This window comes from Pseudomonas sp. KnCO4 (assembly GCF_045344305.1).
Taxonomy (GTDB): domain Bacteria; phylum Pseudomonadota; class Gammaproteobacteria; order Pseudomonadales; family Pseudomonadaceae; genus Aquipseudomonas; species Aquipseudomonas anuradhapurensis.
Genome location: NZ_CP174199.1, coordinates 3,328,362 through 3,355,009 on the forward strand (window position 1 = coordinate 3,328,362; position 26,648 = coordinate 3,355,009).

At 63.1% G+C, this 26,648-nt stretch carries 32 protein-coding genes and 2 tRNA genes; 15 read left to right on the forward strand and 19 right to left on the reverse strand.

What is annotated here, in order from left to right; translation table 11 throughout:
• Positions 1 to 92 precede the first annotated feature (92 nt).
• From ahpC to ACJA3S_RS15655, 9 genes are all read right to left on the reverse strand, one after another.
• Entirely contained in the window at positions 93 to 656 is a 564-nt protein-coding gene (gene ahpC / locus ACJA3S_RS15615; RefSeq protein ID WP_054884952.1) for an alkyl hydroperoxide reductase subunit C, read from the reverse strand.
• A gap of 140 nt (positions 657 to 796) precedes the next feature.
• On the reverse strand, positions 797 to 3,271 hold the full coding sequence (locus ACJA3S_RS15620) for a fimbria/pilus outer membrane usher protein (RefSeq protein WP_406819181.1): 2,475 nt from the start codon (positions 3,269 to 3,271) through the stop codon (positions 797 to 799).
• 12 nt (positions 3,272 to 3,283) lie between these two features.
• A complete protein-coding gene (locus ACJA3S_RS15625) occupies positions 3,284 to 4,021 on the reverse strand; it encodes a molecular chaperone (protein ID WP_406819182.1) in 738 nt (245 codons plus the stop codon).
• Between the two features lie 60 nt (positions 4,022 to 4,081).
• On the reverse strand, positions 4,082 to 4,606 hold the full coding sequence (locus tag ACJA3S_RS15630; protein WP_406819183.1) for a fimbrial protein: 525 nt from the start codon (positions 4,604 to 4,606) through the stop codon (positions 4,082 to 4,084).
• Positions 4,607 to 4,803: 197 nt separating this feature from the next.
• The gene (gorA, locus tag ACJA3S_RS15635) at positions 4,804 to 6,159 is read right to left on the reverse strand and encodes a glutathione-disulfide reductase (RefSeq protein ID WP_170030431.1); all 1,356 of its coding nucleotides are present in this window, start codon (positions 6,157 to 6,159) and stop codon (positions 4,804 to 4,806) included.
• A gap of 96 nt (positions 6,160 to 6,255) precedes the next feature.
• Positions 6,256 to 7,095: a UTP--glucose-1-phosphate uridylyltransferase GalU gene (gene galU / locus ACJA3S_RS15640; RefSeq protein ID WP_406819184.1), complete on the reverse strand. Its 840-nt coding sequence runs from the start codon at positions 7,093 to 7,095 to the stop codon at positions 6,256 to 6,258.
• A 297-nt stretch (positions 7,096 to 7,392) separates the two neighbouring features.
• Positions 7,393 to 8,307 carry a c-type cytochrome gene (locus ACJA3S_RS15645; protein WP_406819185.1) on the reverse strand — a complete coding sequence of 305 codons (915 nt, stop codon included), beginning with the start codon at positions 8,305 to 8,307 and terminating at the stop codon, positions 7,393 to 7,395.
• On the reverse strand, positions 8,304 to 8,954 hold the full coding sequence (locus ACJA3S_RS15650) for a c-type cytochrome (RefSeq protein WP_406819186.1): 651 nt from the start codon (positions 8,952 to 8,954) through the stop codon (positions 8,304 to 8,306). The genes ACJA3S_RS15645 and ACJA3S_RS15650 overlap by 4 nt, the downstream gene beginning before the upstream one ends.
• Positions 8,955 to 9,031: 77 nt before the next feature.
• Entirely contained in the window at positions 9,032 to 9,391 is a 360-nt protein-coding gene (locus ACJA3S_RS15655) for a hypothetical protein (protein WP_170030434.1), read from the reverse strand.
• Positions 9,392 to 9,551: 160 nt separating this feature from the next.
• Between ACJA3S_RS15655 and ACJA3S_RS15660 the strand changes: the two genes are divergently transcribed.
• The 8 genes from ACJA3S_RS15660 (at position 9,552) to csrA (ending at position 15,413) form a co-directional block, all read left to right on the forward strand.
• Positions 9,552 to 9,854, forward strand: a complete 303-nt coding sequence (locus ACJA3S_RS15660; RefSeq protein WP_004375922.1) for a DUF1883 domain-containing protein — start codon at positions 9,552 to 9,554, stop codon at positions 9,852 to 9,854.
• A 7-nt stretch (positions 9,855 to 9,861) separates the two neighbouring features.
• Positions 9,862 to 10,032: a hypothetical protein gene (locus tag ACJA3S_RS15665; protein WP_196187986.1), complete on the forward strand. Its 171-nt coding sequence runs from the start codon at positions 9,862 to 9,864 to the stop codon at positions 10,030 to 10,032.
• A 43-nt stretch (positions 10,033 to 10,075) separates the two neighbouring features.
• Positions 10,076 to 11,164, forward strand: coding sequence for an NAD(P)H-dependent flavin oxidoreductase (locus ACJA3S_RS15670; protein WP_406819187.1), 1,089 nt, complete (start codon positions 10,076 to 10,078; stop codon positions 11,162 to 11,164).
• Between the two features lie 185 nt (positions 11,165 to 11,349).
• Positions 11,350 to 12,108, forward strand: a complete 759-nt coding sequence (modA, locus tag ACJA3S_RS15675) for a molybdate ABC transporter substrate-binding protein (RefSeq protein WP_406819188.1) — start codon at positions 11,350 to 11,352, stop codon at positions 12,106 to 12,108.
• Complete coding sequence (gene modB / locus ACJA3S_RS15680; RefSeq protein WP_406819189.1) at positions 12,108 to 12,788, forward strand: molybdate ABC transporter permease subunit; 681 nt, start codon at positions 12,108 to 12,110, stop codon at positions 12,786 to 12,788. The genes modA and modB overlap by 1 nt, the downstream gene beginning before the upstream one ends.
• Position 12,789: 1 nt before the next feature.
• Positions 12,790 to 13,881, forward strand: coding sequence for a molybdenum ABC transporter ATP-binding protein (gene modC, locus ACJA3S_RS15685; RefSeq protein WP_406819190.1), 1,092 nt, complete (start codon positions 12,790 to 12,792; stop codon positions 13,879 to 13,881).
• Between the two features lie 58 nt (positions 13,882 to 13,939).
• The gene (locus ACJA3S_RS15690) at positions 13,940 to 14,962 is read left to right on the forward strand and encodes a DNA topoisomerase IB (protein WP_406819191.1); all 1,023 of its coding nucleotides are present in this window, start codon (positions 13,940 to 13,942) and stop codon (positions 14,960 to 14,962) included.
• 253 nt (positions 14,963 to 15,215) lie between these two features.
• Positions 15,216 to 15,413 (forward strand): carbon storage regulator CsrA, encoded by a 198-nt coding sequence (gene csrA / locus ACJA3S_RS15695; RefSeq protein ID WP_004375914.1) that lies wholly within the window; start codon positions 15,216 to 15,218, stop codon positions 15,411 to 15,413.
• Between the two features lie 45 nt (positions 15,414 to 15,458).
• Here csrA and ACJA3S_RS15700 read toward each other — a convergent pair whose 3' ends face one another.
• The 4 genes from ACJA3S_RS15700 to ACJA3S_RS15715 all read right to left on the reverse strand — a co-directional run bounded on the left by ACJA3S_RS15700 (position 15,459) and on the right by ACJA3S_RS15715 (position 18,813).
• Positions 15,459 to 15,818, reverse strand: coding sequence for a response regulator (locus tag ACJA3S_RS15700; protein ID WP_406819192.1), 360 nt, complete (start codon positions 15,816 to 15,818; stop codon positions 15,459 to 15,461).
• A 12-nt stretch (positions 15,819 to 15,830) separates the two neighbouring features.
• Positions 15,831 to 17,276: an ATPase domain-containing protein gene (locus ACJA3S_RS15705; RefSeq protein ID WP_406819193.1), complete on the reverse strand. Its 1,446-nt coding sequence runs from the start codon at positions 17,274 to 17,276 to the stop codon at positions 15,831 to 15,833.
• Positions 17,277 to 17,281: 5 nt separating this feature from the next.
• Positions 17,282 to 18,439, reverse strand: coding sequence for a nitrogen regulation protein NR(II) (locus tag ACJA3S_RS15710; RefSeq protein WP_406819194.1), 1,158 nt, complete (start codon positions 18,437 to 18,439; stop codon positions 17,282 to 17,284).
• Between the two features lie 98 nt (positions 18,440 to 18,537).
• The gene (locus tag ACJA3S_RS15715; RefSeq protein WP_406819195.1) at positions 18,538 to 18,813 is read right to left on the reverse strand and encodes a hypothetical protein; all 276 of its coding nucleotides are present in this window, start codon (positions 18,811 to 18,813) and stop codon (positions 18,538 to 18,540) included.
• 201 nt (positions 18,814 to 19,014) lie between these two features.
• On the opposite strand from ACJA3S_RS15715, the gene ACJA3S_RS15720 reads away from it, so the two are divergent.
• A tRNA-Leu gene (locus tag ACJA3S_RS15720) sits at positions 19,015 to 19,099 on the forward strand.
• A gap of 104 nt (positions 19,100 to 19,203) precedes the next feature.
• Entirely contained in the window at positions 19,204 to 19,617 is a 414-nt protein-coding gene (locus ACJA3S_RS15725) for a DoxX family protein (protein WP_406819196.1), read from the forward strand.
• A 1-nt stretch (position 19,618) separates the two neighbouring features.
• Here ACJA3S_RS15725 and ACJA3S_RS15730 read toward each other — a convergent pair whose 3' ends face one another.
• Positions 19,619 to 19,816 carry a hypothetical protein gene (locus tag ACJA3S_RS15730; RefSeq protein WP_406819197.1) on the reverse strand — a complete coding sequence of 66 codons (198 nt, stop codon included), beginning with the start codon at positions 19,814 to 19,816 and terminating at the stop codon, positions 19,619 to 19,621.
• A 260-nt stretch (positions 19,817 to 20,076) separates the two neighbouring features.
• Between ACJA3S_RS15730 and ACJA3S_RS15735 the strand changes: the two genes are divergently transcribed.
• The 4 genes from ACJA3S_RS15735 (at position 20,077) to ACJA3S_RS15750 (ending at position 22,652) form a co-directional block, all read left to right on the forward strand.
• Positions 20,077 to 20,751: a polysaccharide lyase family 7 protein gene (locus tag ACJA3S_RS15735; protein WP_406819198.1), complete on the forward strand. Its 675-nt coding sequence runs from the start codon at positions 20,077 to 20,079 to the stop codon at positions 20,749 to 20,751.
• A gap of 223 nt (positions 20,752 to 20,974) precedes the next feature.
• Positions 20,975 to 21,985: an alcohol dehydrogenase AdhP gene (gene adhP / locus ACJA3S_RS15740; RefSeq protein ID WP_406819199.1), complete on the forward strand. Its 1,011-nt coding sequence runs from the start codon at positions 20,975 to 20,977 to the stop codon at positions 21,983 to 21,985.
• Positions 21,986 to 22,142: 157 nt separating this feature from the next.
• Positions 22,143 to 22,364: a hypothetical protein gene (locus ACJA3S_RS15745; protein ID WP_406819201.1), complete on the forward strand. Its 222-nt coding sequence runs from the start codon at positions 22,143 to 22,145 to the stop codon at positions 22,362 to 22,364.
• A 51-nt stretch (positions 22,365 to 22,415) separates the two neighbouring features.
• Complete coding sequence (locus tag ACJA3S_RS15750) at positions 22,416 to 22,652, forward strand: hypothetical protein (protein WP_406819202.1); 237 nt, start codon at positions 22,416 to 22,418, stop codon at positions 22,650 to 22,652.
• A 52-nt stretch (positions 22,653 to 22,704) separates the two neighbouring features.
• Here the strand turns inward: ACJA3S_RS15750 and ACJA3S_RS15755 are convergent, their stop codons facing one another.
• The 5 genes from ACJA3S_RS15755 to sohB form a co-directional block, all read right to left on the reverse strand.
• Positions 22,705 to 23,169, reverse strand: a complete 465-nt coding sequence (locus ACJA3S_RS15755; RefSeq protein ID WP_406819203.1) for a GNAT family N-acetyltransferase — start codon at positions 23,167 to 23,169, stop codon at positions 22,705 to 22,707.
• 290 nt (positions 23,170 to 23,459) lie between these two features.
• Positions 23,460 to 23,759 (reverse strand): hypothetical protein, encoded by a 300-nt coding sequence (locus ACJA3S_RS15760; protein WP_406819204.1) that lies wholly within the window; start codon positions 23,757 to 23,759, stop codon positions 23,460 to 23,462.
• 135 nt (positions 23,760 to 23,894) lie between these two features.
• On the reverse strand, positions 23,895 to 24,134 hold the full coding sequence (locus ACJA3S_RS15765; RefSeq protein ID WP_406819205.1) for a hypothetical protein: 240 nt from the start codon (positions 24,132 to 24,134) through the stop codon (positions 23,895 to 23,897).
• A 303-nt stretch (positions 24,135 to 24,437) separates the two neighbouring features.
• Positions 24,438 to 24,511 (reverse strand) — tRNA-Cys (locus ACJA3S_RS15770).
• Between the two features lie 154 nt (positions 24,512 to 24,665).
• Positions 24,666 to 25,691, reverse strand: a complete 1,026-nt coding sequence (sohB, locus tag ACJA3S_RS15775; protein ID WP_170030454.1) for a protease SohB — start codon at positions 25,689 to 25,691, stop codon at positions 24,666 to 24,668.
• Positions 25,692 to 25,888: 197 nt separating this feature from the next.
• Here sohB and ACJA3S_RS15780 point away from each other — a divergent pair, with 197 nt between their 5' ends.
• Positions 25,889 to 26,599: a histidine phosphatase family protein gene (locus ACJA3S_RS15780; RefSeq protein ID WP_406819206.1), complete on the forward strand. Its 711-nt coding sequence runs from the start codon at positions 25,889 to 25,891 to the stop codon at positions 26,597 to 26,599.
• Positions 26,600 to 26,648: the final 49 nt, after the last annotated feature.

Genomic DNA, 26,648 nt, shown 5'->3' on the forward strand with positions numbered 1-26,648 from the left:
AAACGCCCAGGCGATAGCGCCCGGGCGTTTATACGGGGCGGTAGAGCATTCAGCTTTGGCGGCTGCTCGCCGCCCACGGCTTGCTCACGGACTTAGATCTTGCCGACCAGGTCCAGCGACGGCGCCAGGGTGGCTTCGCCTTCTTTCCACTTGGCTGGGCACACTTCGCCCGGGTGGGCGGCAACGTACTGGGCAGCCTTCACCTTGCGCAGCAGTTCGGCAGCATCGCGGCCTACACCACCGTCGTTCAGTTCGACGATCTTGATCTGGCCTTCCGGGTTGATCACGAAGGTACCGCGATCAGCCAGGCCGGCTTCTTCGATCAGCACGTCGAAGTTGCGCGAAATGACGTGGGTCGGGTCACCGATCAGCGGGTACTGGATCTTGCCGATGGTTTCCGAAGTGTCGTGCCAGGCTTTGTGGGTGAAGTGGGTGTCGGTGGACACACCGTAGATTTCCACGCCCAGCTTCTGGAACTCGGCGTAGTTGTCAGCAAGGTCACCCAGTTCGGTCGGGCAGACGAAGGTGAAGTCGGCCGGGTAGAAGAACACGACAGACCACTTGCCTTTCAGGTCGGCTTCGCTGACCTGGACGAACTCGCCCTTGTGGTAGGCGGTGGCGTTGAACGGTTTGACCTGGCTGTTGATGATAGGCATGAGAGACGCTCCTTCATGGGGTTGGAATCAGTTGACGGAGAGAATCCTAACCGCTGGTCGCTGATTAGGCTCATTGGCAAACCTCATGCGCATCATTGGTTTTGGCTATAAAGCGTCTGTCTTGATAGAGGCTTTGCCTTCTAAGCCTCCCCGCGCCTGCAGGTGTGCACCTGCTGCTGGCTGTCGAGCTGGTAGGCCAATGTACATTGCTCATCAGGCGCATCCCCCCACTTGACCAGCAGTGTGCCGGCATCCCTGTCGGTGCGCACATGCAGGCGGCTCCCCTGCCCGACCATGCCCAACTCATCCTGCCCGATGGCCTGCCCGGCAAACACCAGCGCGCCGAACGGCAGCGCGCTGCCATCTTCGAAACGCGCCCGCAGGGTGAACTGGCGACCGCTGCGCGTCGGGTAACGCAGCAACGAGGCAGCACCAGCGCGTGGCACCACCGATTGGGCGGTCAGTTGCAACTCGGTATCGCGGGACATGCCCTTGGGGTCGAGTTCAACCGTATTGACCTGGTAGGGCACCAGCGCCGGCATGACCGCGTAGCCGCGCCGGTCGAGGCTGACCTGCGGGTGCTGGCGCAGGCGCGCAGCATCGGCGCCGGGTGCATGCACGATGGCAAAGCTCTCGCCCAGCGGCGGTGCGCTGATCAAGCCACCGGCATGGGCGACCACGGCACCCTGCGCGCCCAGCGTCGCCTGGCGATAGCCACGCCGGCTCGACAACGACCCCTGGATATCGCCACTCGCCCCGCGGTGCTGCAGGTTGGCGTCGAAGCCACTGTCGGCCCGCTCGCCTTCCTGGCGCACCAGCGCCAGCCCATGGCCCCATTGGCCATGCTCACCGGACACGCCTCGCCAACGAACGCTGGCGCTGCCCTGCCCGCGAGAGTCGCTGTGCAGCGCCGTACTGAGCGAAGACCGACGGCGCTCGCCAAGCGGCAGGCTGGCATTGAACATGACGGCGTCGACGGCATGGCCTGTCACGGCCTGCTCGCGGCTCAGGTTGATGCCATAGCTGAGCGACCCGATGTGGTTGTTGTAGCCAACGCTGTAGCTCTCGCTACGGCCACTGCCGGCCCAACGCTGTCGCAGGCTGGCGCGCAACGTGAAGCGACCGCCCCGCTCGCCCACGGGCTGATCCACCCCCAGGCCGGCCTGCCAACGCAGCGGGTCGATGCGCGCACCCGCCACGGCGCGGGCATAGTCGTTGAAGCTGTAGTAGCCTGGCCCCTCGCTGCGGGTCAACGTCGCGCTCAGGTCGGTACCGGCAGTGCCCAGGCGCTGGCGCCAGCTCAAGCGCCAAGCCTGGCCACGCACCTGGCGATGGCGGGCAGGCTCGGCGCTGGCGTGATACCCGGTCAGGCCCAGGGCACCCAGCCCGGTGTTCATCGCGACCCCCATGGCACTGGCCAGGTAATCCTCGGCCAACCAGGTACCGCCGTGTACGCTCAAGTGATTGTCCAGGCCTTGCTGCCAGCTGCCTTGCACAAAGCCTGGGCCCGAGCGCCCAAACGCTTGACGCCAGACGCCGCTGGCCAGTTCAAAACGCCTCGCGCCAGGGCGCAATGCCAGCGGCGCGGCAGCGTAGGGCTGGATGAAGGTGCGAACGCTGCCATCGGCCTCGCGCAGCGTCACCTCAAGGTCATCCTGCAAGTCGTTGGCGTACAGGTCGTCGATCTCGAACGGGCCCGGCGCAACGGTGGACTCATGGATCAGCACGCCGCGCTGGCGAATGCTGATCAACGCGACGCTGTTCGCGACCCCTCTCACCACCGGGGCAAAGCCGCGTTGCTGCTCCGGCAACATGCGCTGGTCACTGCCCAGCAGTAGGCCGCGCATGGCGCTGCTCTCGAATACGTCCGAGCGGCTATAGCTGTCGCCGATGGTCAATTGCGCAGCCCAGGCGGGAATATCCCGCTGCAACGAGGTTGCACTGGCCTGATAACGCGAAGGGCTGCCGGAGGACGCCTGCCAACTGCCTTCGTGCCGCCAGTACCAAGCACCCATATTGAAGCCGGAGCGCACGCCCAGATAGGCCTGGCGGGTGGCATCGCCTTGCTCGAGATCATGCTGCTCATACAGGTTCAGGCGGTAGTCGAAGAAGCCGGCAGTAACCCCGCTGTCCCAGTTCTCTGCTGGCAGGTAACCGCTGGGCAGGCGCCGCAGGGCTTGCTGCGGGATGCTCAGGTTCAGCTTCAGGTCGGCGAAGTCCAGCGCTTCCGTGGCATCTGCAACGATACTGCCAAGGCCTGCGCAGGCCCCGTCCTGCACGAGCCGATCGGCACTCTGCCGGCCGAGGCGGCGCAGGTCGACGCCGAGCTTTTGCAGCAAGGCTTCGCTGTAGCAAGGTGTCGCCTGATCGCTTTGCCCCTGCACCCGCAAGGGCACCAGGTGGCGGCCCAGCCACTGCTGGTTCAGCGTCACATCGAGCGAGTAGGTGCCCTCTGGCACTATTGCATCGTGTTCGTAACGGCTCAGGTCGGCTGAGGTTCCCTGGCGCAGCAGCCCGGCATCGAACTCGACGGCGCTTGCCGGGGTGGCGAGCAGGCCACTCAACACAGCTACGGCCACAGGGTAATGACCATTGGATCGCAATTGCTGACGCATCGTACACCAACCTCAGTTTCCCTGGCGCACGGTCACCGCTTGCGACGCATCACGCACCGCGCCGTAGTCATCGATGAACGCATAGCGCAGGCGAACGGTTGCCTGGCCAGCCAGGCGCTCGACGTCAAAGCGGGTGCTGGCGAATGGCAGCAGATGGTGAGGTTCCAGCTCCAGCGGGGCTTTGCCGTCCTGCTGCAGGCTCACGCTGGCCAGGTTGACGACATAAGGGCTGGCATTCTCGGCCATCAGTACCCATTGCTTGCCATCAGGGCGCAAATGCCAGGTGACCCGTTGATGGGCCTCGACGGCTTTCCCCCGCAGCCCCACCGGCCGATACAGCAATTTGATGCGCGAACGTATAGCCACCTGCATGGCATTACCCGACTGCTTGGTCGGCACTTCAAGGACATTGAGCCAGTACAGGCTTTCGCGGTCCGCCGGCATGGCATCACCGTCATGAAAAAGCCTCAGGCTCTGGCCCTTGTCGCCATCCAGGCGGAACATGGCGGGCATCACGTTGAACGGCACTTGCAGATCCAGCACCTGGGCCTGTGGCCGGCCATCGTCGACCCAGGCTTGCACGAGCGAGGGCTTGCTGCCGACATTGCTCAATTTGACCGTGACTTCCGACTGATCGGCAGGGAAGACCACCCGCGTGTTGGCGATGACCACATCGGCGACAAGCGGCGGCGATGCCAGGCAGACGGCCAGCAGCAAGCCGCGCCGCAAGGCGGTGAAGAAAAATCGCATGAGTAGGTGCTCTGGAACGAAAAAGAGGCAGCCCTGGAGCGGGCTGCCTTCAGAGAAATGTCACTTGTAGTCCAGCGAGTACGCCACGCGGGTAGCCACCAAGCCAGGCGTAGTGCCACCGGTGGAGTAGTAACGCGCGGTGTAACGCAATGTGGCATTGCCGCTGACGATCGACACCCACTGCGAATTCTGCGCGCCCTTCGGCGCCGCCAGGTCCATCGGTGCCTGCTGATCGTTGAGCAGTTCCACCTGGACATTCTCGCTACCGCCCGCATCCACGATGAGGCGCCCTTCCGGGCTGATGGTCGAGCCAGACTCGAAATAGGTCGACACGCTGGTAACGCCTGGGGAGCAGTTGCTGAGATTCAGCTGGAAGAGCGTGTCTCCGTATGTTTGGCCGGGTTTGGCAAGCCGTGTCGCGTTCACCGGAGGCAACGAAACCGCCAGGTCGCCATTACCACCATTGACCTGACAGGTTGGCGCGTCTACGCGGCCATCGAAACTGATTACGCCAGTATCAGCGTGTGCCGCCTGCGCCCAGAACAACAGCATGCAGCAGCCTGCAAGCAACGACTTCGAGTTCATAGTCACCTTCTTTACTCGTGAAAATAGCCAGGCATTGGCTGCCGGGCCCCTGCCGCTGGATGCGGCGCGGTGCAGTATCAGTAAGGTGAGGCGGGAAAAATGTAGGCTGACTCAGCAGTCGGGGAGTTGAAAATTACCCCCCCGAGGTAGGAAGCATGACCACGTGCAGACGAGACCATGCTTCCCGCCGGGTGCCATCAGCGGGTGATGGTGCGCAGGGTAACGAACTCTTCGGCGGCAGTCGGATGAACGCCGATGGTCTCGTCGAACTGCTGTTTGGTGGCACCGGCCTTGAGGGCAATGCCCAGCCCCTGGATGATCTCGCCGGCGTCCGGGCCGACCATGTGGCAGCCCAGCACCTTGTCGGTCTCGGCATCGACCACCAGTTTCATCAGGGTCTTCTCCTGAATGTCGGTAAGGGTCAGCTTCATGGCGCGGAAGCGGCTTTCGAAGATCTGCACCTTGTGCCCGGCTTCCAGGGCCTGCTCTTCGCTCAGGCCCACGGTACCGATCGGTGGCTGGCTGAACACTGCCGTGGGGATGTTGCGGTAATCCACCGGGCGGTACTGCTCGGGCTTGAACAGGCGCCGCGCCACGGCCATGCCTTCGGCCAGGGCGACCGGGGTAAGCTGCACGCGGCCGATCACGTCACCGATGGCCAGGATCGACGCTGCGGTGGTCTGGTACTGATCGTCGACCCGGATGAAGCCGCGCGCGTCCAGTTCCACGCCGGTGTTCTCCAGGCCCAGGTTGTCGAGCATCGGCCGGCGGCCGGTGGCGTAGAACACGCAATCGGCGAGCAACTCGCGGCCGTCGTTGAGGGTGGCCTTGAGGCTGCCATCTTCGAGCTTGTCGATGCGCTGGATGTCGGCGTTGAACTGCAGGTCCAGGCCGCGCTTTTCCAGCTCTTCCTTGAGGTGGGTGCGCACCGAGCCGTCAAAGCCACGCAGGAACAGATCGCCGCGATACAGCAAGCTGGTGGTGGCGCCCAGGCCGTGGAAAATGCCGGCGAACTCGACCGCGATGTAACCGCCGCCGACCACCAGCACCCGGCGTGGCAGGTCCTTGAGGTAGAACGCTTCGTTGGAGGTGATGGCCAGTTCCTTGCCGGGGATGTCCGGCACCTGTGGCCAGCCACCGGTGGCAATGAGAATGTGCTTGGCGCTGTAGCGCTGGCCTTCCACTTCCACCTCATTGGCCCCGGTCAGCCGCGCATGGCCCTGCAACAGGGTGACCCCGCTGTTGAGCAGCAGGTTGCGGTAGATGCCATTGAGGCGTTCGATTTCGCGGTTCTTGTTGGCAATCAGCGTTCCCCAGTCGAAGTGCCCTTCCTCCAGGGTCCAGCCGAAACCTGCTGCCTGCTCCAGTTCGTCGGCAACGTGGGCGCCGTACACCAGCAGTTTTTTCGGCACGCAGCCGACGTTCACGCAGGTACCGCCCAGGTAGCGGCTCTCGGCCACTGCCACTTTCGCCCCGAAGCCGGCGGCAAAGCGCGCCGCGCGCACACCGCCGGACCCGGCGCCAATCACGAACAGATCAAAATCGTAGGCCATGTATTCAGTCTCCTAGGCAGGCGCCCAGCATAACGCCGTTGGCGGCCGCAAACAAAAAAGCCACCCCGAAGGGTGGCTCTGCGGCCAGCAGGCTTATCAGTAAGCCTTGCCAGTCTTGTAGTAGTTCTCGAAGCAGAAGTTGGTGGCGTCGATGTAGCCTTCGGCACCACCACAGTCGAAACGCTTGCCCTTGAACTTGTAGGCAATCACGCAGCCGTTCTGTGCCTGCTGCATCAGCGCGTCGGTGATCTGGATCTCGCCACCTTTGCCCGGCTGGGTGTTGGCGATGATATCGAAGATATCCGGGGTGAGGATGTAGCGGCCGATGATCGCCAGGTTGGACGGGGCGTCTTCCGGCTTCGGCTTCTCGACCATGTTGGTGACCCGGAAAATGTCGTCACGGATCATGTCGCCGGCGATCACGCCGTACTTGTTGGTTTCCTGCGGGTCGACTTCCTGGATGGCGACGATCGAGCAGCGGAACTGGTTGTACAGCTTGACCATCTGGGTCAGCACGCCGTCACCTTCCGGGTTGACGCACAGGTCGTCCGCCAGCACCACGGCGAACGGCTCGTCGCCGATCAGCGGGCGGCCGGTGAGGATGGCGTGGCCCAGGCCTTTCATTTCGGTCTGGCGGGTGTAGGAGAACGAGCACTCGTCGAGCAGGCGACGGATACCGACCAGGTATTTTTCCTTGTCGGTGCCCTTGATCTGGTTTTCCAGCTCGTAGCTGATGTCGAAGTGGTCTTCCAGGGCACGCTTGCCGCGCCCGGTAACGATGGAGATCTCGTTCAGACCGGCATCCAGTGCCTCTTCAACGCCATACTGGATCAGTGGCTTGTTGACCACCGGCAGCATTTCCTTGGGCATGGCTTTGGTAGCGGGCAGGAAGCGGGTGCCGTAACCGGCTGCCGGGAACAAGCATTTTTTGATCATATACGTCCTTACAAAAGGCTAGGCCTGTGGAATTCGGCGCAGTCTAATCAGGCGGCAGTCACCTTACAATGCCCTACCGCTGGCCGACCGTTGGGAAGATAGAGATAACCCAGTGTAGATAGTTCCAAGGGAACGTAAATATTGCTGTCATAGATAACCTTGGAGGGCAGCAGTGGCGTTCGAGCGTACCGGCCTCCTCGCGGTTGAACCCGCTTCCACAGGGTACTGCAACAGCATGCGAAACTGTACAGCCCCTGGGCGCAGCAGGCCCACCCGCGACGAGCCCGGTACCGGCCATCAGCTACCGCTGCCCTGGCCGATCAGCACCCCGTCCAGCTTCTGCCCATACAGGTTCACCCCGTCATTGGCGTGGAACTTCAGCCGTGTCTTCTCGATGGAACCCTCTACCAAGCGCGGGTCCTGCGGCCGTTCATGGCGGTTGATCCAGGCCGCCACGTCCCAGGCCTGCTGGTCGCTGAGGCTGCCCGGCTTGCCCAGCGGCATGTTGTACTTGATGAACGACGCCGCCGTGTTGATGCGGTGCATCCCGGCCCCCCAGTTGTAGGAGTCCTTGCCCCATAGCGGCGGCATCACGTATTCGCCGGCCACCTTCTGCCCTTCGCCATTGTCGCCATGGCAGATCGCGCACTGTTCGCGGTACACCTGCTGGCCACGCTTGAAGTCGTAGCCGCCCTTGGGCTGCGCCACCTCCGGGTAACCGCGCCCGGCTATCTCCACGCCCGTCGGCGCCTTGGTCGACAACCAGTACGAATACACTGCCAACGCCGTCATCTGCGGGCTGTCGGCGGCCGGCGGCTTGCCGTTCATGCTGAACTGGAAACACCCTTGGATACGTTCGGCGTAGGTGTTGACCTTGTCGTTTTTCTTGCGGTATGCGGGGTACATCGGGTACGCCCCCCACATCGGCGCGGAATGCGCCAGCCGGCCCTGGTCGAGGTGGCAATTGCTGCAGTTCATGCCGTTGCCCACGGCCTCAGGCATCAGCTGGCGGGTATCGACGAACAATGCATGCCCCTCACGCACCATCTTGCCGAAGGCATTGTCGGGCAAGTCGCTTTCGGCTGGCGGCACGAACTGCGGCGCGGCCTGCACGCCTGGCACTTTCAACTGCGACTGGTCTTCCATGGCAATCTGCGCGGCCTGGGCGCTGCCCATGGCCAGTAGCAGCAGGGTTGGAAACAGCGGTTTCATGGCGTGACCTCCTGGCTGGCGGGGCGGGCGAAGAACTCGGCAATGGCCTTGACCTCGGCATCGGTCATGGCCTTGGCCACACCGACCATCAACTGGTTGGGGTCATTGCTGCGGCTGCCATCGCGCCAGGCATTGAGCTGCGCCATCAGGTAACTGGCGGGCTGGCCAGCCAAGGGCGGGAAGTGCTCGCCAACGCCGCTGCCGCCCGGGCCGTGGCATTGCACGCAGCCGGGTATCTGCCGGCTCCAGTCGCCGTACAGGGCCATGCGGGTGGTGGGGTCATTGGCGATCTGCTGACGGCGCAGTTCGCCGGCGGGGCTGGCCGGCAGGCTGGCCAGGTAGTTGCTGACCGCGTCGATCTCGTCCTCGCTCAACGCCTTGGCCAACGGCTCCATCACCGGTTGCTTGCGGCTGCCGCTGCGCCAGTCATGCAGCTGCTTGCGCAAGTAGCCGGCCGGCAGCCCGGCCAGGCGCGGAAAGCCGGCAGCGGCAATGCCCTTGCCGTCCGGGCCATGGCAACCCAGGCAAGCCATGGCGGCGGGGTTGGCCCCGCCCTGGGTGAACACCTTCTGGCCATCGGCGGCATGCGCCGCAGGCCAGGCCAGGATCAGCAAGCTGCCGACCACGACACGTCTCAAGGGTGTCATCACGAATCTCCTTTTCTATTGTTATATGCTTAGGCCTAAAACATATAAGCAAAAGGAGCACGATCAGTTGCCCTGGATCAACTCCCGGAGATGCATTGGGTGGCCGCGGTGCGCACGTCGCCCAGGCGCAGCGGGAAGTTGTTCAGCCGTTCGTGCAGCTTGATGCTGCTGCCGCTGCCACGCTTGTCGATGTCCACCAGCGCCGCCGGGCCCGCGCCCGCGCTGAGCTTCTGCGGCACGATCAGGCGCAGGCCATCGCCACGCTGCTCTTCCTGCAGCGGGTCACGCGTATCGGCCAGCTTGTGCTTGACGCAATCGGCATAGGCGCGCGGAGACTTGCCAGAAATAACATCCAGCGTTTCATGCGATTGTTCCAGCTCCGCGACACTCACGCAGCCACCCAGCGTCAGCGACAACGCCGCCACCATCCACTTCATTTGCAGCACCTCTGCCATCAAGAATCCGCTTCGACCACGACCAGGCGGTTTTGCTCCCTGCTTTGGCAGATTTATCTGCGCCTGGCCGAACAGCGCGGCAGTGTAACCCGACATCGTGGTATCGTTTGCCTTTGCAGAACCAATCCTTGCGGAGCATCACATGAAATTCGTACACCAGCGCGAGCACCTGAACGAGGACGACATCGTCGTCATCGAGTGCTCCCAGCGCTGCAACATCCGCCTGATGAACGACGCCAACTTCCGCAGCTTCAAGAACGGCGGCCGTCACACCTACCACGGCGGCCATTTCGACAAGTTCCCGGCGAAGATCACCGTGCCCAGTACCGGCTTCTGGAACATCACCATCGATACCGTGACCACGCGCCCGATCTCGGTGACCCGCAAGCCAACCTTGACCCACAAGATCAAGATCGTCCGTCGTTCGTCGTCGAAACTCAGGTAAGGCCACCATGACCCAGACCACCAAGTACGTCATCAAATACAAACTCGACGGCCAGCGCCGCTGGGACTTCGCGCAGATGCCCGACGCCTCCCTCGAGCAAGCCCTGGAAGCCCTGCGCAAGATCCACGGCGAAGACGCCGAGAAGATCAGCGACATCCAGGTCAGCAAAGCCTTGTAACCCCCGCCCCCGCCGCCCCGCTCGCCCGCGCAAGGAGAACCGCATGAGCCACTGGCCCGACCGCCGTATCCTCGACCTGCTGGGCATTGAACTGCCCATTCTCCAGGCGCCGATGGCGGGCGCCAGCGGTGCGCCCATGGCCATTGCCGTGGGCCTTGCCGGTGGGCTGGGGGCCCTGCCCTGCGCCATGCTCACGGTTGACCAGGTGCGCGCCGAAATCGCCGCCTTCCGTGCCGGGTGCCCGGGCCGGCCGCTGAACCTGAACTTCTTCTGCCACCAGCCGCCAGCGCCCGATGCCGAACGCGATGCACGCTGGAAGCAGGCACTCGAGCCGTATTACCAGGAAGTGGGTGCGGATTTCGCAGCCCCCACCCCCGTATCCAACCGCGCGCCTTTCGATGAGCAGAGCTGCCAACTGGTCGAACAATTGCGCCCGGAGGTGGTGAGCTTCCACTTCGGCCTGCCCCAGCGCGAGCTGCTGCAACGGGTAAAGGCCAGCGGTGCCAAGGTGCTGTCCAGCGCCACCACCGTGGAAGAAGCGGTATGGCTGGAAGGCCATGGCTGTGATGCGATCATCGCCATGGGCTATGAAGCGGGCGGCCATCGCGGCATGTTCCTCAGCGACGACATCACCAGCCAGATCGGCACCTTTGCCCTGGTGCCACAGGTGGCCGATGCGGTCAGCGTACCGGTGATTGCCGCTGGCGGCATCGCCGACCACCGCGGCCTGGTCGCAGCGCTGGCCCTGGGGGCCTCGGCGGTGCAGATCGGCACGGCTTACCTGTTCTGCCCCGAGGCCAAGGTCTCGCCGGCGCATCGCCAGGCACTGGACAGCGCGCCCGCCAGCGACACAGCGCTGACCAACCTGTTCACCGGCCGCCCGGCGCGCGGCATCAACAACCGCCTCATGCGCGAGCTGGGGCCGATGAGCGAACTGGCACCGCGCTTCCCGCTGGCCGGTGGTGCACTGATGCCGTTACGGGCGATCACCGAGCCACAGGGCAACAGCGATTTCAGCAACCTGTGGTCGGGGCAGGCGTTGCGCCTGGGCCGGCACCGCCCGGCGGGCCAGTTGACCCGCGAAATTGCCGAGAAAGCGCTGGCCGTGGTCGGGCGGCCAGCCTTCTCGTAGGCAGGCTCGGCCTCATTGCGGCTGAACCCGCGCCTACAGGGTCATCACACCATTCGGACGCTGTGCAGTACTTGTAGGGACGGGTTTACCGGCGAACTGGCCGGGCCTGCCGATGCCCCCTTCCACGCCCCCGGTCTATCGCTATATAGTTGAGGATATAACGATAAGCCCAAGGAGCTGCGTTCATGCGTACCCGCCTTCTCCACTTGGCTGCCACCGCCCTGGCCAGCTTGCTCACCCTCAACACAGCCTGGGCCGCCGAAGTCCAGGTGGCGGTCGCAGCGAACTTCACCGCCCCCATGCAGGCTATCGCCCGGGACTTTCAGCACGACACCGGCCACAGGCTGATCGCCGCCTATGGCGCCACTGGGCAGTTCTACGCCCAGATCAGCAATGGCGCCCCGTTCGAGGTTTTCCTCGCCGCCGACGACAGCACACCGGCCAGGCTCGAGCAGGAACAGGCCGCCGTTCCAGGTTCGCGCTTCACCTACGCCATCGGCACCCTGGCCCTGTGGTCGGCCAAGCCTGGTTATGTCGACAACCAAGGCCAGGTGCTGCAGCACAACGCCTACCAGCACCTGGCCATCGCCAACCCGAAAACCGCGCCTTACGGCCTGGCCGCCGTCCAGGTGCTGGACAAGCTGAAACTCACCGAGGCCACCCGGCCCAAGCTGGTCGAGGGGCAGAACATCACCCAGGCGTTCCAGTTCGTCTCCACCGGCAACGCCGAGCTGGGCTTCGTCGCCCTGTCGCAAATCTACCAGGATGGCAAGCTTGCAAGCGGTTCGGCGTGGATCGTGCCATCGTCCCTGCACGCGCCCATTCGCCAGGACGCGGTAGTCCTGGAAAAAGGCCGGGACAACCCCGCCGCCAAGGCCCTGGTCGAGTACCTGAAAGGCCCGAAGGCCGCGGCAATCATCAAAGCCTACGGTTATGAACTCTGATGCCGCTGGACGCCACTGACCTGGGGGCCATCTGGCTGACCGTGAAACTGGCCAGCCTGACCACCCTGATCCTGCTGATCGTCGGCACGCCGATCGCATGGTGGCTGGCGCGCACGGGCTCGTGGCTGCGCGGCCCTGTGGGCGCACTGGTGGCCTTGCCGCTGGTGCTGCCGCCCACGGTGATCGGTTTCTACCTGCTGATCGCCCTCGGCCCGCAGGGTTGGCTGGGCCAGGCGACGCAGGCGCTGGGCCTGGGCAACGTGGTGTTCAGCTTCAGCGGCCTGGTGATCGGCTCGGTGATCTACTCCATGCCGTTCGTGGTCCAGCCGTTGCAGAATGCGTTCGCCGCCATCGGCCAGCGCCCGCTGGAAGTGGCCGCCACGCTGCGCGCCAGCCCCTGGGACAGCTTCGTCCACGTGGTGCTGCCACTGGCCCGCCCAGGCTTCATCACTGCCAGCATCCTCGGCTTCGCCCATACCGTGGGTGAGTTCGGCGTGGTGTTGATGATTGGCGGCAATATCCCGGACAAGACCCGGGTGGTCTCGGTGCAGATCTTCGACCATGTCGAGGCCATGGCCTATTCGCAAGCGCACTGGCTGGCTGGCGCCATGCTGCTGTTCTCTTTCCTGGTGCTGCTGATGCTGTACGCCGGACGGCGCGGCAAAGCTGGCTGGAGCTGACATGAGCGGATCGATTGTGGCGCGCCTGAAACTGGCCCGCGACGACTTTACCCTGGCGGTCGACCTGCACCTGCCCGGGCGTGGCATCAGCGCACTGTTCGGCCACTCGGGCTCTGGCAAGACCAGCTGCCTGCGTTGCCTGGCTGGCCTGGAACGGGCCGCCAGTGGCTATATCGAGGTCAACGGCGACGTCTGGGAAGACAGCGCGCGCGGCTACTTCCGCCCCCCGCACCTGCGCCCGGTCGGCTATGTATTTCAGGAGGCCAGCCTGTTTACCCACCTGACGGTGCGCGGCAACCTGGAATTCGGCTGGCGCCGGGTGGCCCCTGCCGAGCGCAAGGTCAGCCTCGACCAGGCTTGCCAATTGCTCGGCATCGGCCATTTGCTGGCACGCCGGCCGGCGACCTTGTCCGGTGGCGAGGCGCAGCGGGTGGGCATCGCCCGCGCCCTGCTCAGCAGCCCGCGCCTGCTGCTGATGGACGAGCCGCTGGCGGCCCTCGACGGGCCACGCAAGCGCGAGATCCTGCCCTACCTGGAACGCCTGCACGACGAGCTGGACATCCCCCTGGTGTACGTCAGCCACGCCCAGGACGAAGTGGCGCGGCTGGCCGACCACCTGGTATTGCTGGAGCAAGGCCAGGCGGTGGCCAGCGGCCCGGTCGGCGAAACCCTGGCCCGCCTCGACCTGTCGCTGGCCCAGGGCGAGGACGCCGGCGTGGTGTTCGACGGCCTAGTGGTGGGCCACGACCCACACTACGACCTGCTCACCCTGCGCCTGCCTGGCAACAATGGGCCGCTGCTGCGCATCGCCCACCCGGCCCAGGTGATGGGCAGCACCTTGCGGGTCAAGGTGCAGGCGCGTGACATCAGCCTTGCGCTGACTGCCGATGGCACCTCGAGCATCCTCAACCGCCTGCCGGTGCGCGTGCGCCAAAGCCAGCCGGCGGCCAACCCGGCCCATGTGCTGGTCAGCCTGGATGCCAACGGCAATGCCCTGCTGGCGCGTATCACCCGCTTCTCGGCAGACCAACTCGGCCTGCACCCGGGCCAGCTGCTGTTCGCCCAGATCAAGTCGGTGGCCTTGCTGGGCTGAGCATCCACCGCGTGGCCGCTGTCCATTGATCAGTCAACCTGATCGAGGCCTGCTGCCGATGCCCGACTGCCCGCTCCCCGCAACGCTGCATTACGTCGATGACAGCCAGCCTGGCCTGAGCCGCCGACGCTGGCGGGACCGCTTCATCTACCTGGACGCCGAAGGCCAGCGGGTACGTGACCCGGACACCCTGGCACGTATCGCCGCACTGGTGATCCCCCCGGCCTACACCGACGTGTGGATATGCGCCGACCCGCAGGGCCACCTGCAAGCGACCGGGCGCGACGCCCGTGGCCGCAAGCAATACCGTTACCACGCCCAATGGCGAGAGCTGCGCGACCAGCACAAGTACGGGCGCATGCTGGCCTTTGCCCAAGCGTTGCCGAAGCTGCGCAAACAACTGGAGGCGCACCTGGCCCGCCCGGGCCTGGATCGGGAAAAGGTCATGGCCCTGGTGGTCAGCCTGCTCGACCACACGCTGATCCGCATCGGTAACCAACGCTACCTGCGTGACAACCAGTCCTACGGGCTGACCACCCTGCGCAACCGCCACGTGCAAGTCAAAGGCAGCACCATTCGCTTCCAGTTCCGTGGCAAGCGTGGCGTCGAACACAACGTCACCCTCAACGACCGGCGCCTGGCCAGCCTGCTCAAGCGCTGCATGGAGCTGCCCGGCCAGGCGCTGTTCCAGTACCTGGATGAAGACGGCCAACGCCATAGCGTCGGCTCCAGCGAGGTGAACCAGTTTCTGCAACAGTTGACCGGTGCCGACTTCACCGCCAAGGACTACCGCACCTGGGCCGGCAGCCGCCTGGCCCTGGCCTTGCTGCGGCCGCTGGCCTGGGAGCCCGAGAGCGAAGCCAGGCGCCAGGTCAGCGCCATCGTCCGCCAGGTGGCCACGCGCCTGGGCAACACACCGGCGGTATGCAGGCGCTGTTATATCCACCCGGCAGTACTGCAACACTTTGCCGCAGGGCGCCTGGCCAACTTGCCAAAAAGCCGCGTGCGCAAGGGCCTGGACCGTGAAGAAGTGGCGTTGTTGCTATTTCTTCAGGCACTTGAGGAACAGCCGGACCATTAACCTGGTCTATTCAGCCCATGATGCGAAGAAATTTCCCATTGGGCGCCAAGCCCCCTATTCTTGCCACCGAGCACCTTGGCCGACAAACCCCTGGCGGTTTGCTTCGGCACCTGCGACTGAAGACACGCAACAGAATTTGTCTGTCGGGGAATTACTATCCGCCGAAAGCGTCTTTAATGAGAAGGAAGAGGGACAAGCTCCCGCCGCCGTGGCAACTAGCCCGACGGACTTTTACATCACCAAGGAGAACTACATGCTGATACTCACCCGTAAGGTTGGCGAAAGCATCGTCATCAATGATGACATCAAAGTCACCATTCTGGGCGTCAAGGGGATGCAGGTGAGGATCGGTATCGATGCACCGAAAGATGTCCAGGTCCATCGTGAAGAGATCTTCAAGCGTATCCAGGCCGGCAGCCCGGCCCCGGAAAAGCACGACGACTCGCACTGAGCGACCTGCCTCAAGCCGCACGGACGCGCTTGACCGCCCCGCGCCTCAGGTGCCGAGCAGTTCGCGCACCTTGGCGATCATACCGTCCATGTCGAACGGCTTGTCGAACACCGCGGCGAACAGTTCCGGGTCCCCCTGGTTGGCTTGCGCCCCACTCATGAGGATGACCGGCAGGTTGCTCAGGTCCGGGTCCTCGCGCATCGAACGCACCAGTTCCTTACCGTCGAGCAGCGGCATCATGAAATCGGTAATTACCAGTTGAACGCGCTTTTCCTTCTCCTTCAGCGCTTCCAGGGCCTTCAAGCCATTGCTGGCCTTTACTACCAGAAAGCCTTCGTCCTCCAGGGCAAAACCGAGGATATCGGCAATCAGGTATTCGTCATCGACGATCAGGATGGTGTTCATTGGCCCGCCCCGTCAGCCACTTCCCTGTGGCACCGGCGTTCCTGAAAGCACACCACAGGCGCCTTCGAACGCCTTGCGCAAGGTAAGGCCTTGTGGCCCGATCTGCAGCTCGTGCAAGGCCGGGTCGTGATGGCTGTCACGCACCTTGAGGATCGACAGCATGCGCCGCAGCTGCGAATCCAGCTCGACGAAACGCATCAGCATCAGGTTGTCGACGATGCTCGACAGGTCTGGCGCCGGGGCGCTGATTTCCGCGCCAAAGATATCGCGCATCTCCCAGGTGAGCATCACGCTGACGTCACGCGCGCGCAGCTCGCCAGTCAAGGCGCGGAAAAATGCATTGAGCCGCGCCGGGTCGATGGCCAGGCGGCTGAACGCCCCCAGGCTGTCGATCAGCACGCGCTTACTGCCTTGTGCCTCGACCCGCTCCAGCAGGCGCGCCCCGACCTGATCGAGCAGGCCTTCTGTGGTTGGCTGCCAGCACAGCTGCAGGCTGCCGCGCTGCTCCATCGCGACAAAATCGTGCCCCAACGACGCGGCCTTGATACGCAAGCGTTCCGGCGTTTCGTAGAAGCCGAAATGCAGCCCCGGCGCCTGCGGGCTGCTGGCACCGAGGAAGGCCAGGCCCAATGAGGTCTTGCCGATACCGGAGGGCCCGATCAGCAGGCTGACCGAGCCCGTGGCCAGGCCACCGCCAAGCATTTCATCCAGGGTTGCCACGCCGCAGCTGACCCGCTCACGGGTGGCCGTGCCCGCAGAGCTGGGGTGGCCGAACAGCGACTCCAGGCGCGGGTAGACGTGCAGGCCGGCTTCATCGATGAGGCATTCGTGGCGCCCCGACAGCGCCGCACTGCCGCGCGTCTTGCGCAGCTGGATATGGCGCACGGCACGGCTGCCGAACAGTTGCTCGCCCAGCTCGATCACGCCGTCGACCATGGTGTGCTCCGGGCTGCCCTCTTCCAGGCGCGCACTGGTCAACAGCAGTACGGTGCAGCCGGCAAACGCCGCATGGCCTTGCAATTCGGAGACGAACTTCTTGGTATCCAGCGTGGTTTCTGCCCGCACGCGGGCATTGAGCACGCCATCGACGATCAACAGGCTGGCCTGTTGCCGGGCGATTTCCTGGCGCAGCAGCCGCACCACCGCGTCCAGGCCCTCCTGCTCCAGGGTATCGAAGGCGCTGACGAACTGGATCGGGTCGCCGACCAGCGACGGGTCGAAGAATTCCAGGGTCGCCAGGTACTGAAACAGCCGCTCGTGCGACTCGCTGAGCAAGGTCGCCACCAGTACCCGGCCACCGCCGCGCACATGCCCGCAGGCCAGCTGGTTGGCAAGAATGGTCTTGCCGGCCCCCGGCGGGCCCTGCACGATGTAGGACGCACCGGCCACCAGGCCACCCTTCAACAACGCATCGAGCCCTTCGATGCCCGTCACCAGCCGCCTGAGTGCCTGAGCCATGGTATCTACCTGTCGAGTTGGCTGTGTGTCTGGTCCTGATAGATTGGCAAGTAAAGCTGCATGCAAGTTCCCTGGCCGGGTTCACTCTCGACACGGATTGCGCCACCGCTCTGCCTGGCGAAGCCGTACACCTGGCAAAGGCCCAGGCCGGTCCCCTTGCCAAAGGGCTTGGTGGTGAAAAACGGCTCGAAGATGCGCGGCAGTACTGCTGGCGCAATCCCTTCGCCGCTGTCTTCCACCTCGAAACGCACAAAACCGCCGTGCAGTCCTTCCACCTCGCCAGCCAGCTCGACCACATCGACGGTCAAGCCGATCCGGCCCTGCCCGGCGATGGCATCGCGGGCATTGAACAGCAGGTTGAGCAGCACCATCTGCAACTGCCCGGCATCCACCTCGATCAGCGGCAGGTCCGGTTGCAACAGCACCTTCAGCTCGATCGAACCCGGCAGCGCATGCTCCAGAAGGCCGCGTGTGGCGGCGACCAGGCTGGCCGGGTCGACGCGGGTTACATCGAACGTGCGATGGCGGGCAAAGCTGAGCAACTGCTGGGTCAGTTCGGTACCCCGCTGCCCGGCGTCGAGAATGTGCTGCAGCATGCGCTGGGCGCGTGCCGGGTCCTTGGTGGACAGCGCCAGGTGCGCCGAGCTGATGATGATGGTCAACAGGTTGTTGAAATCGTGGGCCAGGCCGCCGGTCAGTTGGCCCAGTGCTTCCAGCTTCTGGGCCTGGAACAGCTGGGCACGCACCGCGTCCAGTTGCAGCGCCGCCTCGCGGCGGTCGGTGATATCGCGGATGACCTTGGCCAGGCCAACGACCTGGCCTTGGTCATCGCGGATCACATGCAGCGCGGCCAAGGCCCAGAACTGCGTGCCGTCCTTGCGCACCTGCCAGCCTTCGTCCTGCGCCCCGCCCTGCTCCAGCGCCTGGCGCAGCAAGCGCTCCGGGAGGCCCTCGGCGCAATCCTGCGGGGTAAAGAACAATGAGAAATGCTGGCCGATCACTTCATCGGCGCGGTAGCCCTTGATGCGTTGCGCACCGGCATTCCATGACACCACATGGCCGGCCGGGTCGAGCATATAGATGGCGTAGTCCACCACCGACTGGACCAATTGCTCATAGCGGTGGTCAGGCATGACGGGGTCGAGACAGTCGGCTGAAACCATGCAAACTCCACCGGTACGGCAGGAAAGGAAAAATACACGTGGCCGAACTCACCCACCAGCCTGCTCGCGCGTGGCTGGGCCCGCAGGGTAAGCGAAGCTCAGTGCTCGGCGTCAACCGATACCGAGCCGATGCACCACGGCATCGTCACTTTGAGCAGCCACAGGCTGACCAGCAGTATAAAGCCCCCGCCGGCCAAAGCCATCAGCTGCTGCGACTGCGCGTGTCCGGCATCGAACCCCAGCATCACCAGGTACACGCCGAGGCTGATCAGGCAAACGTAAAGAAAGGCGCCCAACACCAGCACGTGCGCGAACAGCAGCCACCACAAAAGCCGTTGGTACAGGATACGCTGCGAAGCTTCGGATTGAGTCATCGCCGCACACTCATTGGATCCAATGAAAGGGGGAAACTGGCGCGTTGACGGCAAGGTGTCAACTACCCCTTCGATCGACCCCTTCTCTGTTGATCATAGGTGCTGCGGTTGACGCAACTATAACGATGGGTTATAAAGCGCGCTTGAATGCAAAGCCCTTCTGCTTAGAAGCGAGCCGGTCCTCACGACCCCTTCAAGCGTGCGAGTGTGGTGGAATTGGTATACACAGCAGACTTAAAATCTGTCGGCGTGAGCCTTGCGGGTTCGAGTCCCGCCACTCGCACCAAATTCCTTTGAAAAGGCGCCTTTAAGGCGCCTTTTTGTTGCGCGCCAGCAAGCCTCGCCGCAGCTGCTAGAGTGGAGCATGTACTGGTCCACTGGAACGCTGCCATGCGCTACTCACTGTTCGATGGTCAACGCGACATGCTCCTGCTGGTCGCCCGAGTGACCCTGATGATCCTGTTCCTCTTGTCTGGCTGGGGCAAGCTGACCGGTTTCGACGGCACGGTCGGCTACATGACCTCGCTGGGTGCCCCTGCCCCGATGCTGGCAGCGGCAATTGCCGTGCTCATGGAATTCGTTGTCGGCATTCTGCTGATCCTCGGCTTCTACACCCGGCCACTGGCGTTCCTGTTCGCCCTGTTCGTACTGGGCACCGCGCTGCTGGGCCACCCGTTCTGGAACATGGCCGACCCGGAGCGCAGTGCCAACCTGACCCAGTTCCTGAAAAACCTCAGCATCATGGGCGGCCTGCTGGCGCTGGCCGTCAGCGGCCCCGGGCGTTTTTCAGTAGACGGTCGCTGAATCACTCCTCTTCACAGTCGTCGAACCACGCTGGGTGATCGCGCTCTTCGTCATCGAGGTCATCCAGCGTTTCTTCGTCTTCCTCGATGTCATCCTCGATGCCTCGGGCATCGGCTTCTGCTTCACCGTCGTCGTACAGGAATTCGTGATCAAGCAGGTGATCATGCTCGGGTTCGTGCAGGTCATCTTCGTCGTGCATGCTGGCTCCTGGGCTCGTGGCAGGCCTGTATAGGCTGATCAACCGCACAGGTCAATGCATTACCGTTTAATGCTGGGTTAACCGGCCGAGTCCAACCTGCAGGCTCTCCCTTCGAACGTTGCTTGCCCGCCTTTCCCGGCGGGCTTTTTTTGGCTGCCATTCTCCCCTCGTCCAATGCAGGGAAAATCACAGGGAACCCGGCCCATGCTGGCCACGCTCGCAAATGATGCAGGACCTTTGTTTTTTCAAGGAGAACATCCATGACTGTAAACATCGACACCCTGATCATAACCACCCCTGTAGCCAAATCCGCCACCGACCCGGTCGCCCTGGAATTGACCGGCGCCCAGGCGCTGGCCACGCTGCCCGAGGTGGTTGCCCGCCTGAGTGATGGCTCGGTGCGCCTGACCGCCCCGACCAAGGGCGCCTCCAGCAAAAGCACCCACCGCACCCGCTGCGAGTGGAAGGAACCCGTCTACTGGGCACTGAACAGCGCTGCCCGGCACCGCAACCACCAGACCATGGTCCTGGAGAAGGTCAACCTGGCGCAGAAAGTGGTGATTTCCCAGTTGCATGTCAAAGACGATGACAGCCCACCTATCAAGGTGTTCTGGAACAAGGCCAGAATAACCGTCGGTTTCCGTACCGAGTTCAACCAGCTCACTACCAGCAGCAGCACGGTACTGACCGACGTCCCGCTAGGGGCTCGTTTCGACATCACCATCGAAGTAACAGCGGCCGGTGCCTGCACGGTCAGCGCCAGCTGCAATGGCCGCACCGGCACGACGTCGGGACTTCAGCTCAGCGGCAGTTGGGCCACGCGCACGCTGAACTTCCATGGCGGGGTGTACAACCAGGTGGACTACACCGATTCCACGCCGCCCGAGGACGGCTCGGTGTGCGTGATCAGCCAGCTTGACCTGAGCCATGCGTGACACCCCCATCACCTGAGCTTCACAAAATGCCGACATCCGGCTGGGCACACTGGCCCTGCTCCCTAATGTTCTTACAGCCCGCCGCATCCTTGCCGCGGGCTTTTCTTTTTGCGGCATACGCAGCGCCTCTGAGCATGACCTGAAGCAGTTTTACCGTAGCGGCCCGGGGCTATGCTTAGCCGGCGATAAGCAAGCCCATTCGGAACAGGATACGGAGGCTCATATGAAAGCTGCTGTTGTTGCCCCAGGCCGTCGCGTAGAAGTGGTGGAGAAGACCTTGCGCCCACTCGAACACGGCGAGGCGCTGCTGAAGATGCAATGCTGTGGTGTGTGCCACACCGACCTGCATGTGAAGAACGGCGACTTCGGTGACAAGACCGGTGTGGTGCTGGGCCACGAAGGTATTGGCGTGGTCCAGGAGGTCGGGCCGGGCGTCACCTCGCTCAAGCCAGGCGACCGCGCCAGCGTGGCCTGGTTCTACCAGGGCTGCGGGCATTGCGAGTATTGCAACAGCGGCAATGAAACCCTCTGCCGCGAAGTGAAGAACGCCGGCTACACGGTAGACGGCGGCATGGCCGAAGCCTGCATCGTCAAGGCCGACTACTCGGTCAAAGTGCCCGACGGGCTCGACTCCGCGGCTGCCAGCAGCATTACCTGCGCCGGCGTGACCACCTACAAGGCGGTGAAAGTCTCCAACATCCGCCCCGGCCAGTGGATCGCCATCTACGGCCTCGGTGGCCTTGGCAACCTGGCACTGCAATATGCCAAAAACGTGTTCAACGCCAAAGTGATCGCCGTCGATGTCAATGACGAGCAGCTGCGCTTCGCCAGCGAGATGGGCGCCGACCTGGTGATCAATCCGCGTACCGAAGATGCTGCCAAGGTCATCCAGGCTAAGACCGGCGGCGCCCATGCGGCGGTGGTTACCGCAGTGGCCAAGGCTGCCTTCAACTCGGCGGTCGACGCCCTGCGCGCCGGCGGCCGACTGGTGGCAGTCGGGCTGCCATCGGAAGCCATGGACCTGAATATCCCCCGCCTGGTGCTGGACGGTATCGAAGTGGTCGGTTCGCTGGTCGGCACCCGCCAGGACCTGCAGGAAGCCTTCCAGTTTGCCGCAGAAGGGAAAGTGGTGCCGAAGGTCACGCTGCGCCCTATCGAAGATATCAACCGCATCTTCGAGGAAATGCTGGAGGGCAAGATCAAAGGGCGGATGGTGATTCAGTTCGAAGGTTGACGTACACGTGCGCTGGCTGTGGCTGCAGCGCACGCTACCCCTTGATAAAAGCGAACCAACCGGTGTCGCCTGGGCTCTAGTTGCTGGTAGGCGCAGGAATTTCTGCCTGGCAACCTGCCGGGCCTGGGATGAAAGGTGGTTTGAAGGGGTGGACAGCATGACGGACGAAGAAGCAAAAGACGTGCTCGAGCGGATCGAATACGAGCTCAAACTTGGTCAGCCGCACACTGCGACACAAATCGTCATCCACGATCTGGGCTTATGGGCTTATCTGGCACAGACCAGCGGCCTCATCACCAGTGGCGGTGTGCTGTTCGATAGGCCAGTGTTACTGCAGCCGAAATGCGATGCTTCCTTCACGGTAATGCCCAAGCCGTGAGTCGGAGCGCCTTCGCGAACAGGCGACTGGTCAGTTAATCGAGGTATAGACATGAGCATCCGCAGCTTGGCGAAGAACCTGCCACCCGACCCAGGCAATGAAGGCTGGGTGCTCGGTTGGGGGGTGCTGAGAGACCGCCATCCCTGGCATTTCGTCGATGTTTATGCCGACCAGAAGACGGCCAGGGCCGAGGCACAGCGCCGTGGTCATGGCTACGTCGTGGAGTTCGGTTCGCACCGCTTGGGGGCGGATGAATTCATCTGTGGGGTAAACCCGCCTGAAGGCTAGCGCCTGCGCATGAGGCGAGGCAGCGGGGGCGCTTGGGCCCCCCCACTTTCGATCATGCCAACAGACGTCGCATGATCAACTCGCCATCGATCAGTTCACCCGTCTCGACAAAGCCTTCGCAGGCATAGAGACGTCGTGCCCCGGTGTTCTCCGGGGCGACGCCAAGGGCGACGCCAGGGCCACCGGGCATCTTTTGCAGATGCTCCAGCAGCGCCCGCAAGGCAGCGCGCCCGTATCCACGGCCCTGGTAGCGGTGGTCAATCATCAGGCGATAAATCCAGCGGCTGTTCTCGTCCGGATCGAGGGCATGCATCAGGAAGCCGACCATTTCACCGGTGTGCACAGCGCGCACACCCAAGGGTTCACACCAGGGGCTATCGGCGGCCTGTTCCAGCGATTCGGCGTTAGTGGCGATGAAGTCCGATTGCTCGTCGCGTACCCGCAGGGTACGGCATTGGGCTTGCTCCTCAGCCGAGCCGAGGGCCACCAGAAGCACTGATGGGTATAGCGTGGACATGTTTGGTTCTCCGCGGGGCAACGACGGCCCCTCCAGAATTTCGTTGACGGTTCGTTGACGGACACATCATGGGAAACTGGGTCATGGGGGCACCTCCTTGTTCGCGGAAGGGAAAGACGGTCGGCTGATCCGGCCGACCGAGGCGTGATTCTAGGGGCGTGCGCGGCAAATATTCAAGCGACCGACCAGGCACTGCAGCGCGTGACTGGCCGATGCCCTGCACCCGCCTGAAATTTGCGCGTCTGGTTGTTGTGGGCAGAACTCAGCAATGGCCTGGACGTCGCGCAAGACTACCCCGTGGTTACCTTTCGGCTGGGCGATCGCACTCCGCCAGCCAGACAGCGAGCACGCCCTACGCCCCAAGCCATTGCCCGCGTCATCGTCTCGCCTGGGCGAGAATCAAAGCTCTCTTCGTGGATCATCGCTCCACCAGGAGCATAGACACCGATGAACATCTGGGTAGCGCCGGTTCGGGACAGCCGAACCTGCACATCGATTTGTGTTCCGTCACTCAACGTTTCGTTATGAGTTCTGGTGTGTAATACCGGGTCGCCCCACTGCCAGAAGCACTCGCCACGCTCCCTCGCCATCGTCCCAATGTCCTGAGTTATCGAGAAAGATGCTTCTTACAGCAACGAGCACACCGACTCAACATTTTTGACGCCAAATAAATGGCTACCGGACGACCGGGAAAGGCCAAGTACGTATTGAGTGAAACGGAACGATCAGCCTGATCGCAACTCGGCCGGATCATTGTCCTCATTGCCGAGGCCACACAGCTCGGGAGGGTTGAGCGTCGCAGCAAAGCTCATCCACTTCTCGAAGACCTCCCGATGGTGGGCCTGCGCCTCTTTCCATGAAGGATCGCCAATACGTCCGTACGCGACTTGGTTCATGATCGACGAGGTTATGGCATCCAGCTCTCTCAGGAGCTGATATGCAGCAAACCTTTTATCTAGTGGCATGTGTCATCTCGCAAGGCAGTAGAACTCAAACTCGCAGCATCGCTGAGGTTTGGGACAGCTCTGTTCTGTTTTTGCTCCTTGTCAGCCGTCGGCTGCAAGGTCAACCAGGCGCCTGAAGCTGGCGAGCTCCTGCACAACACGGATCTTACAGCATGTGCTCAAGGCCACGCCGCCTCGACGCTATCGCCAGGCTCTGGAAATTTCGTCGAGTGCCCCAGGGTTGTCCCAAATAGCCGGGGCCAGCAAAATCCGCAGGAATGAAAAAAGCCCCGCAACCTCAATGGCTGCGGGGCTTTCGAATAGTGGAGGCCGAGGTCGGAATCGAACCGGCGTAGACGGATTTGCAATCCGGAGCATAACCACTTTGCTACTCGGCCTCAAAGTTCGGATCTAGCTGCTTGCGCTTCGCTATCTCCTTGAAACGCTGAACCTTTTTCAAAGTTTGCTGCGTTTCGATGGGCGCCATTATGTCTGCATTCGTTTAACCTTGCAACCCCCTGAACGAAAAAAAATTTCAACGGGTTCAAGGTGTTAGCGCAGGCGGCCGAGTTTACTCCATAACCCCACCACGGTGTTCTCCACCGTGCCGCTGGCAGCCATGCCGATGCGCTCCTGCAGGCTCTTGCGTTCGGCATAGTGCAAGTGGAACAGGTTGGCCGTGCGCGCACGTTCGCTGAGGTATTCGTCGCTGGTCTGCAATTCGTCCACCAACTTGCGGTTGAGTGCCGCGACGCCCAGCCAGACTTCGCCGGTGGCCACTTCGTCGATGTGCAGCTGCGGGCGATACCGGGCGACGAAATCCTTGAACAGCTGATGGGTGATGTCCAGGTCTTCCTGGAACTTCTCCCGCCCCTTCTCGGTATTCTCGCCGAACACGGTCAGGGTGCGCTTGTACTCACCGGCCGTGAGCACTTCGAAATCGATGTCGTGCTTTTTCAGCAGGCGGTTGACGTTGGGCAATTGCGCCACCACGCCAATGGAGCCCAGCACGGCGAACGGTGCGCTGACAATCTTTTCGCCGATGCAGGCCATCATGTAGCCGCCGCTGGCAGCCACCTTGTCGATGCACACGGTCAAGGGGATGCCGGCCTGGCGGATGCGCGCCAGTTGCGAGGCGGCCAGGCCGTAGCTGTGTACCAGGCCTCCCCCGCTTTCCAGGCGCAATACCACTTCGTCATGCGGGGTGGCCAGGGTCAGCAGCGCAGTGATTTCGTTGCGCAGGCTTTCGGTGGCGGAGGCCTTGATGTCACCGTCAAAGTCCAGGACGAAGACCCGGCCCTTTTCCTCGGCCTTGCCTTTCTTCTTCTGCTGCTGTTTTTCCGCCTTGGCCTGCTGCTTGCGCAACGCCTTGAGTTCGGCCTTGTCGAGCAGGCCGGACTCCAGGCGCTCACGCAGGTCCTTGTAGAATTCGTTCAGACGGGTGACCTGCAATTGCCCGCCCGGTTTACGCCGCCCTTTGCCACGCAACCCGGCGATGGCCGACAGCACCACCAGGATGGCGATGACCAGGGTGGCGGTTTTGGCGAGAAAGCTTGCGTATTCGGCAAGAAACTCCACATTGACTCCTTAAATACCTGCGCCACAACGGCGCGTAACTGTAGCAAGCATACCGTTGCGCCTGAGGTGCTGCCAGCCGGTGCAAACGCTGGCAACATCTTTCAAACAAGCTTTTCAAACGCTTGTATGTTTTTTCGTTGACAGCCCGTGTGCCGCATCCTAACCTCGCAGCAACCTCCAACAGGCCGGAACCTTCCGTGGGCAACCTCTACCTGATCCGACATGGCCAAGCCTCCTTCGGCGCCGAGGACTACGACGTCCTCTCGCCAGTGGGCGTGCGCCAAAGCCAGGCCCTGGGCGAGCACCTGGCCCAGCTTGGCGTGCGCCTGGACCGCTGCGTGGCAGGCAACCTGCGCCGCCAGCAGGATACCGCGCGCCTGGCGCTGGAGGCCCTGCACGCCAGTGGCTGCACGGTGCCGGTTGTTGAGACCGATGCCGCGTTCAATGAGTTCGACGCCGACGGCGTGATCCGCGCCTTGCTACCCGGGCTGCTGCCGGACGAGCCTGATGCCCTGCACATCCTGCGTAATGGTGCACAGCATCGCAGCGAGTTCCAGCGCCTGTTCGCACTGATGGTACAGCGCTGGTACGAGGGCGAGCATGCCGACGATGGCCTGGAAACCTGGCAGGCTTTCACCACTCGGGTGCGCGATGGCCTGCACCGCGTACTCGATGGCGCCGCCGGCAGCGAGAACATCGCCATCTTCACCTCGGGCGGCACCATTGCCGCCCTGCTCCACCTGGTGACCCGTATTACCCCCGGCCAGGCGTTCGCGCTGAACTGGCAGATCATCAACACGTCGCTCAGCCAGCTGAAGTTCCGCGGCCGCGACGTGGCACTGGCTTCCTTCAACAGCCAGGCCCATGTGCAGCTGTTGAAGGCGCCGGAGCTTGTCACCTATCGATGAGCCCGGCTTGTTGTGTCCCTGCGGGGACGTGTAAATCACTCTATAAGGA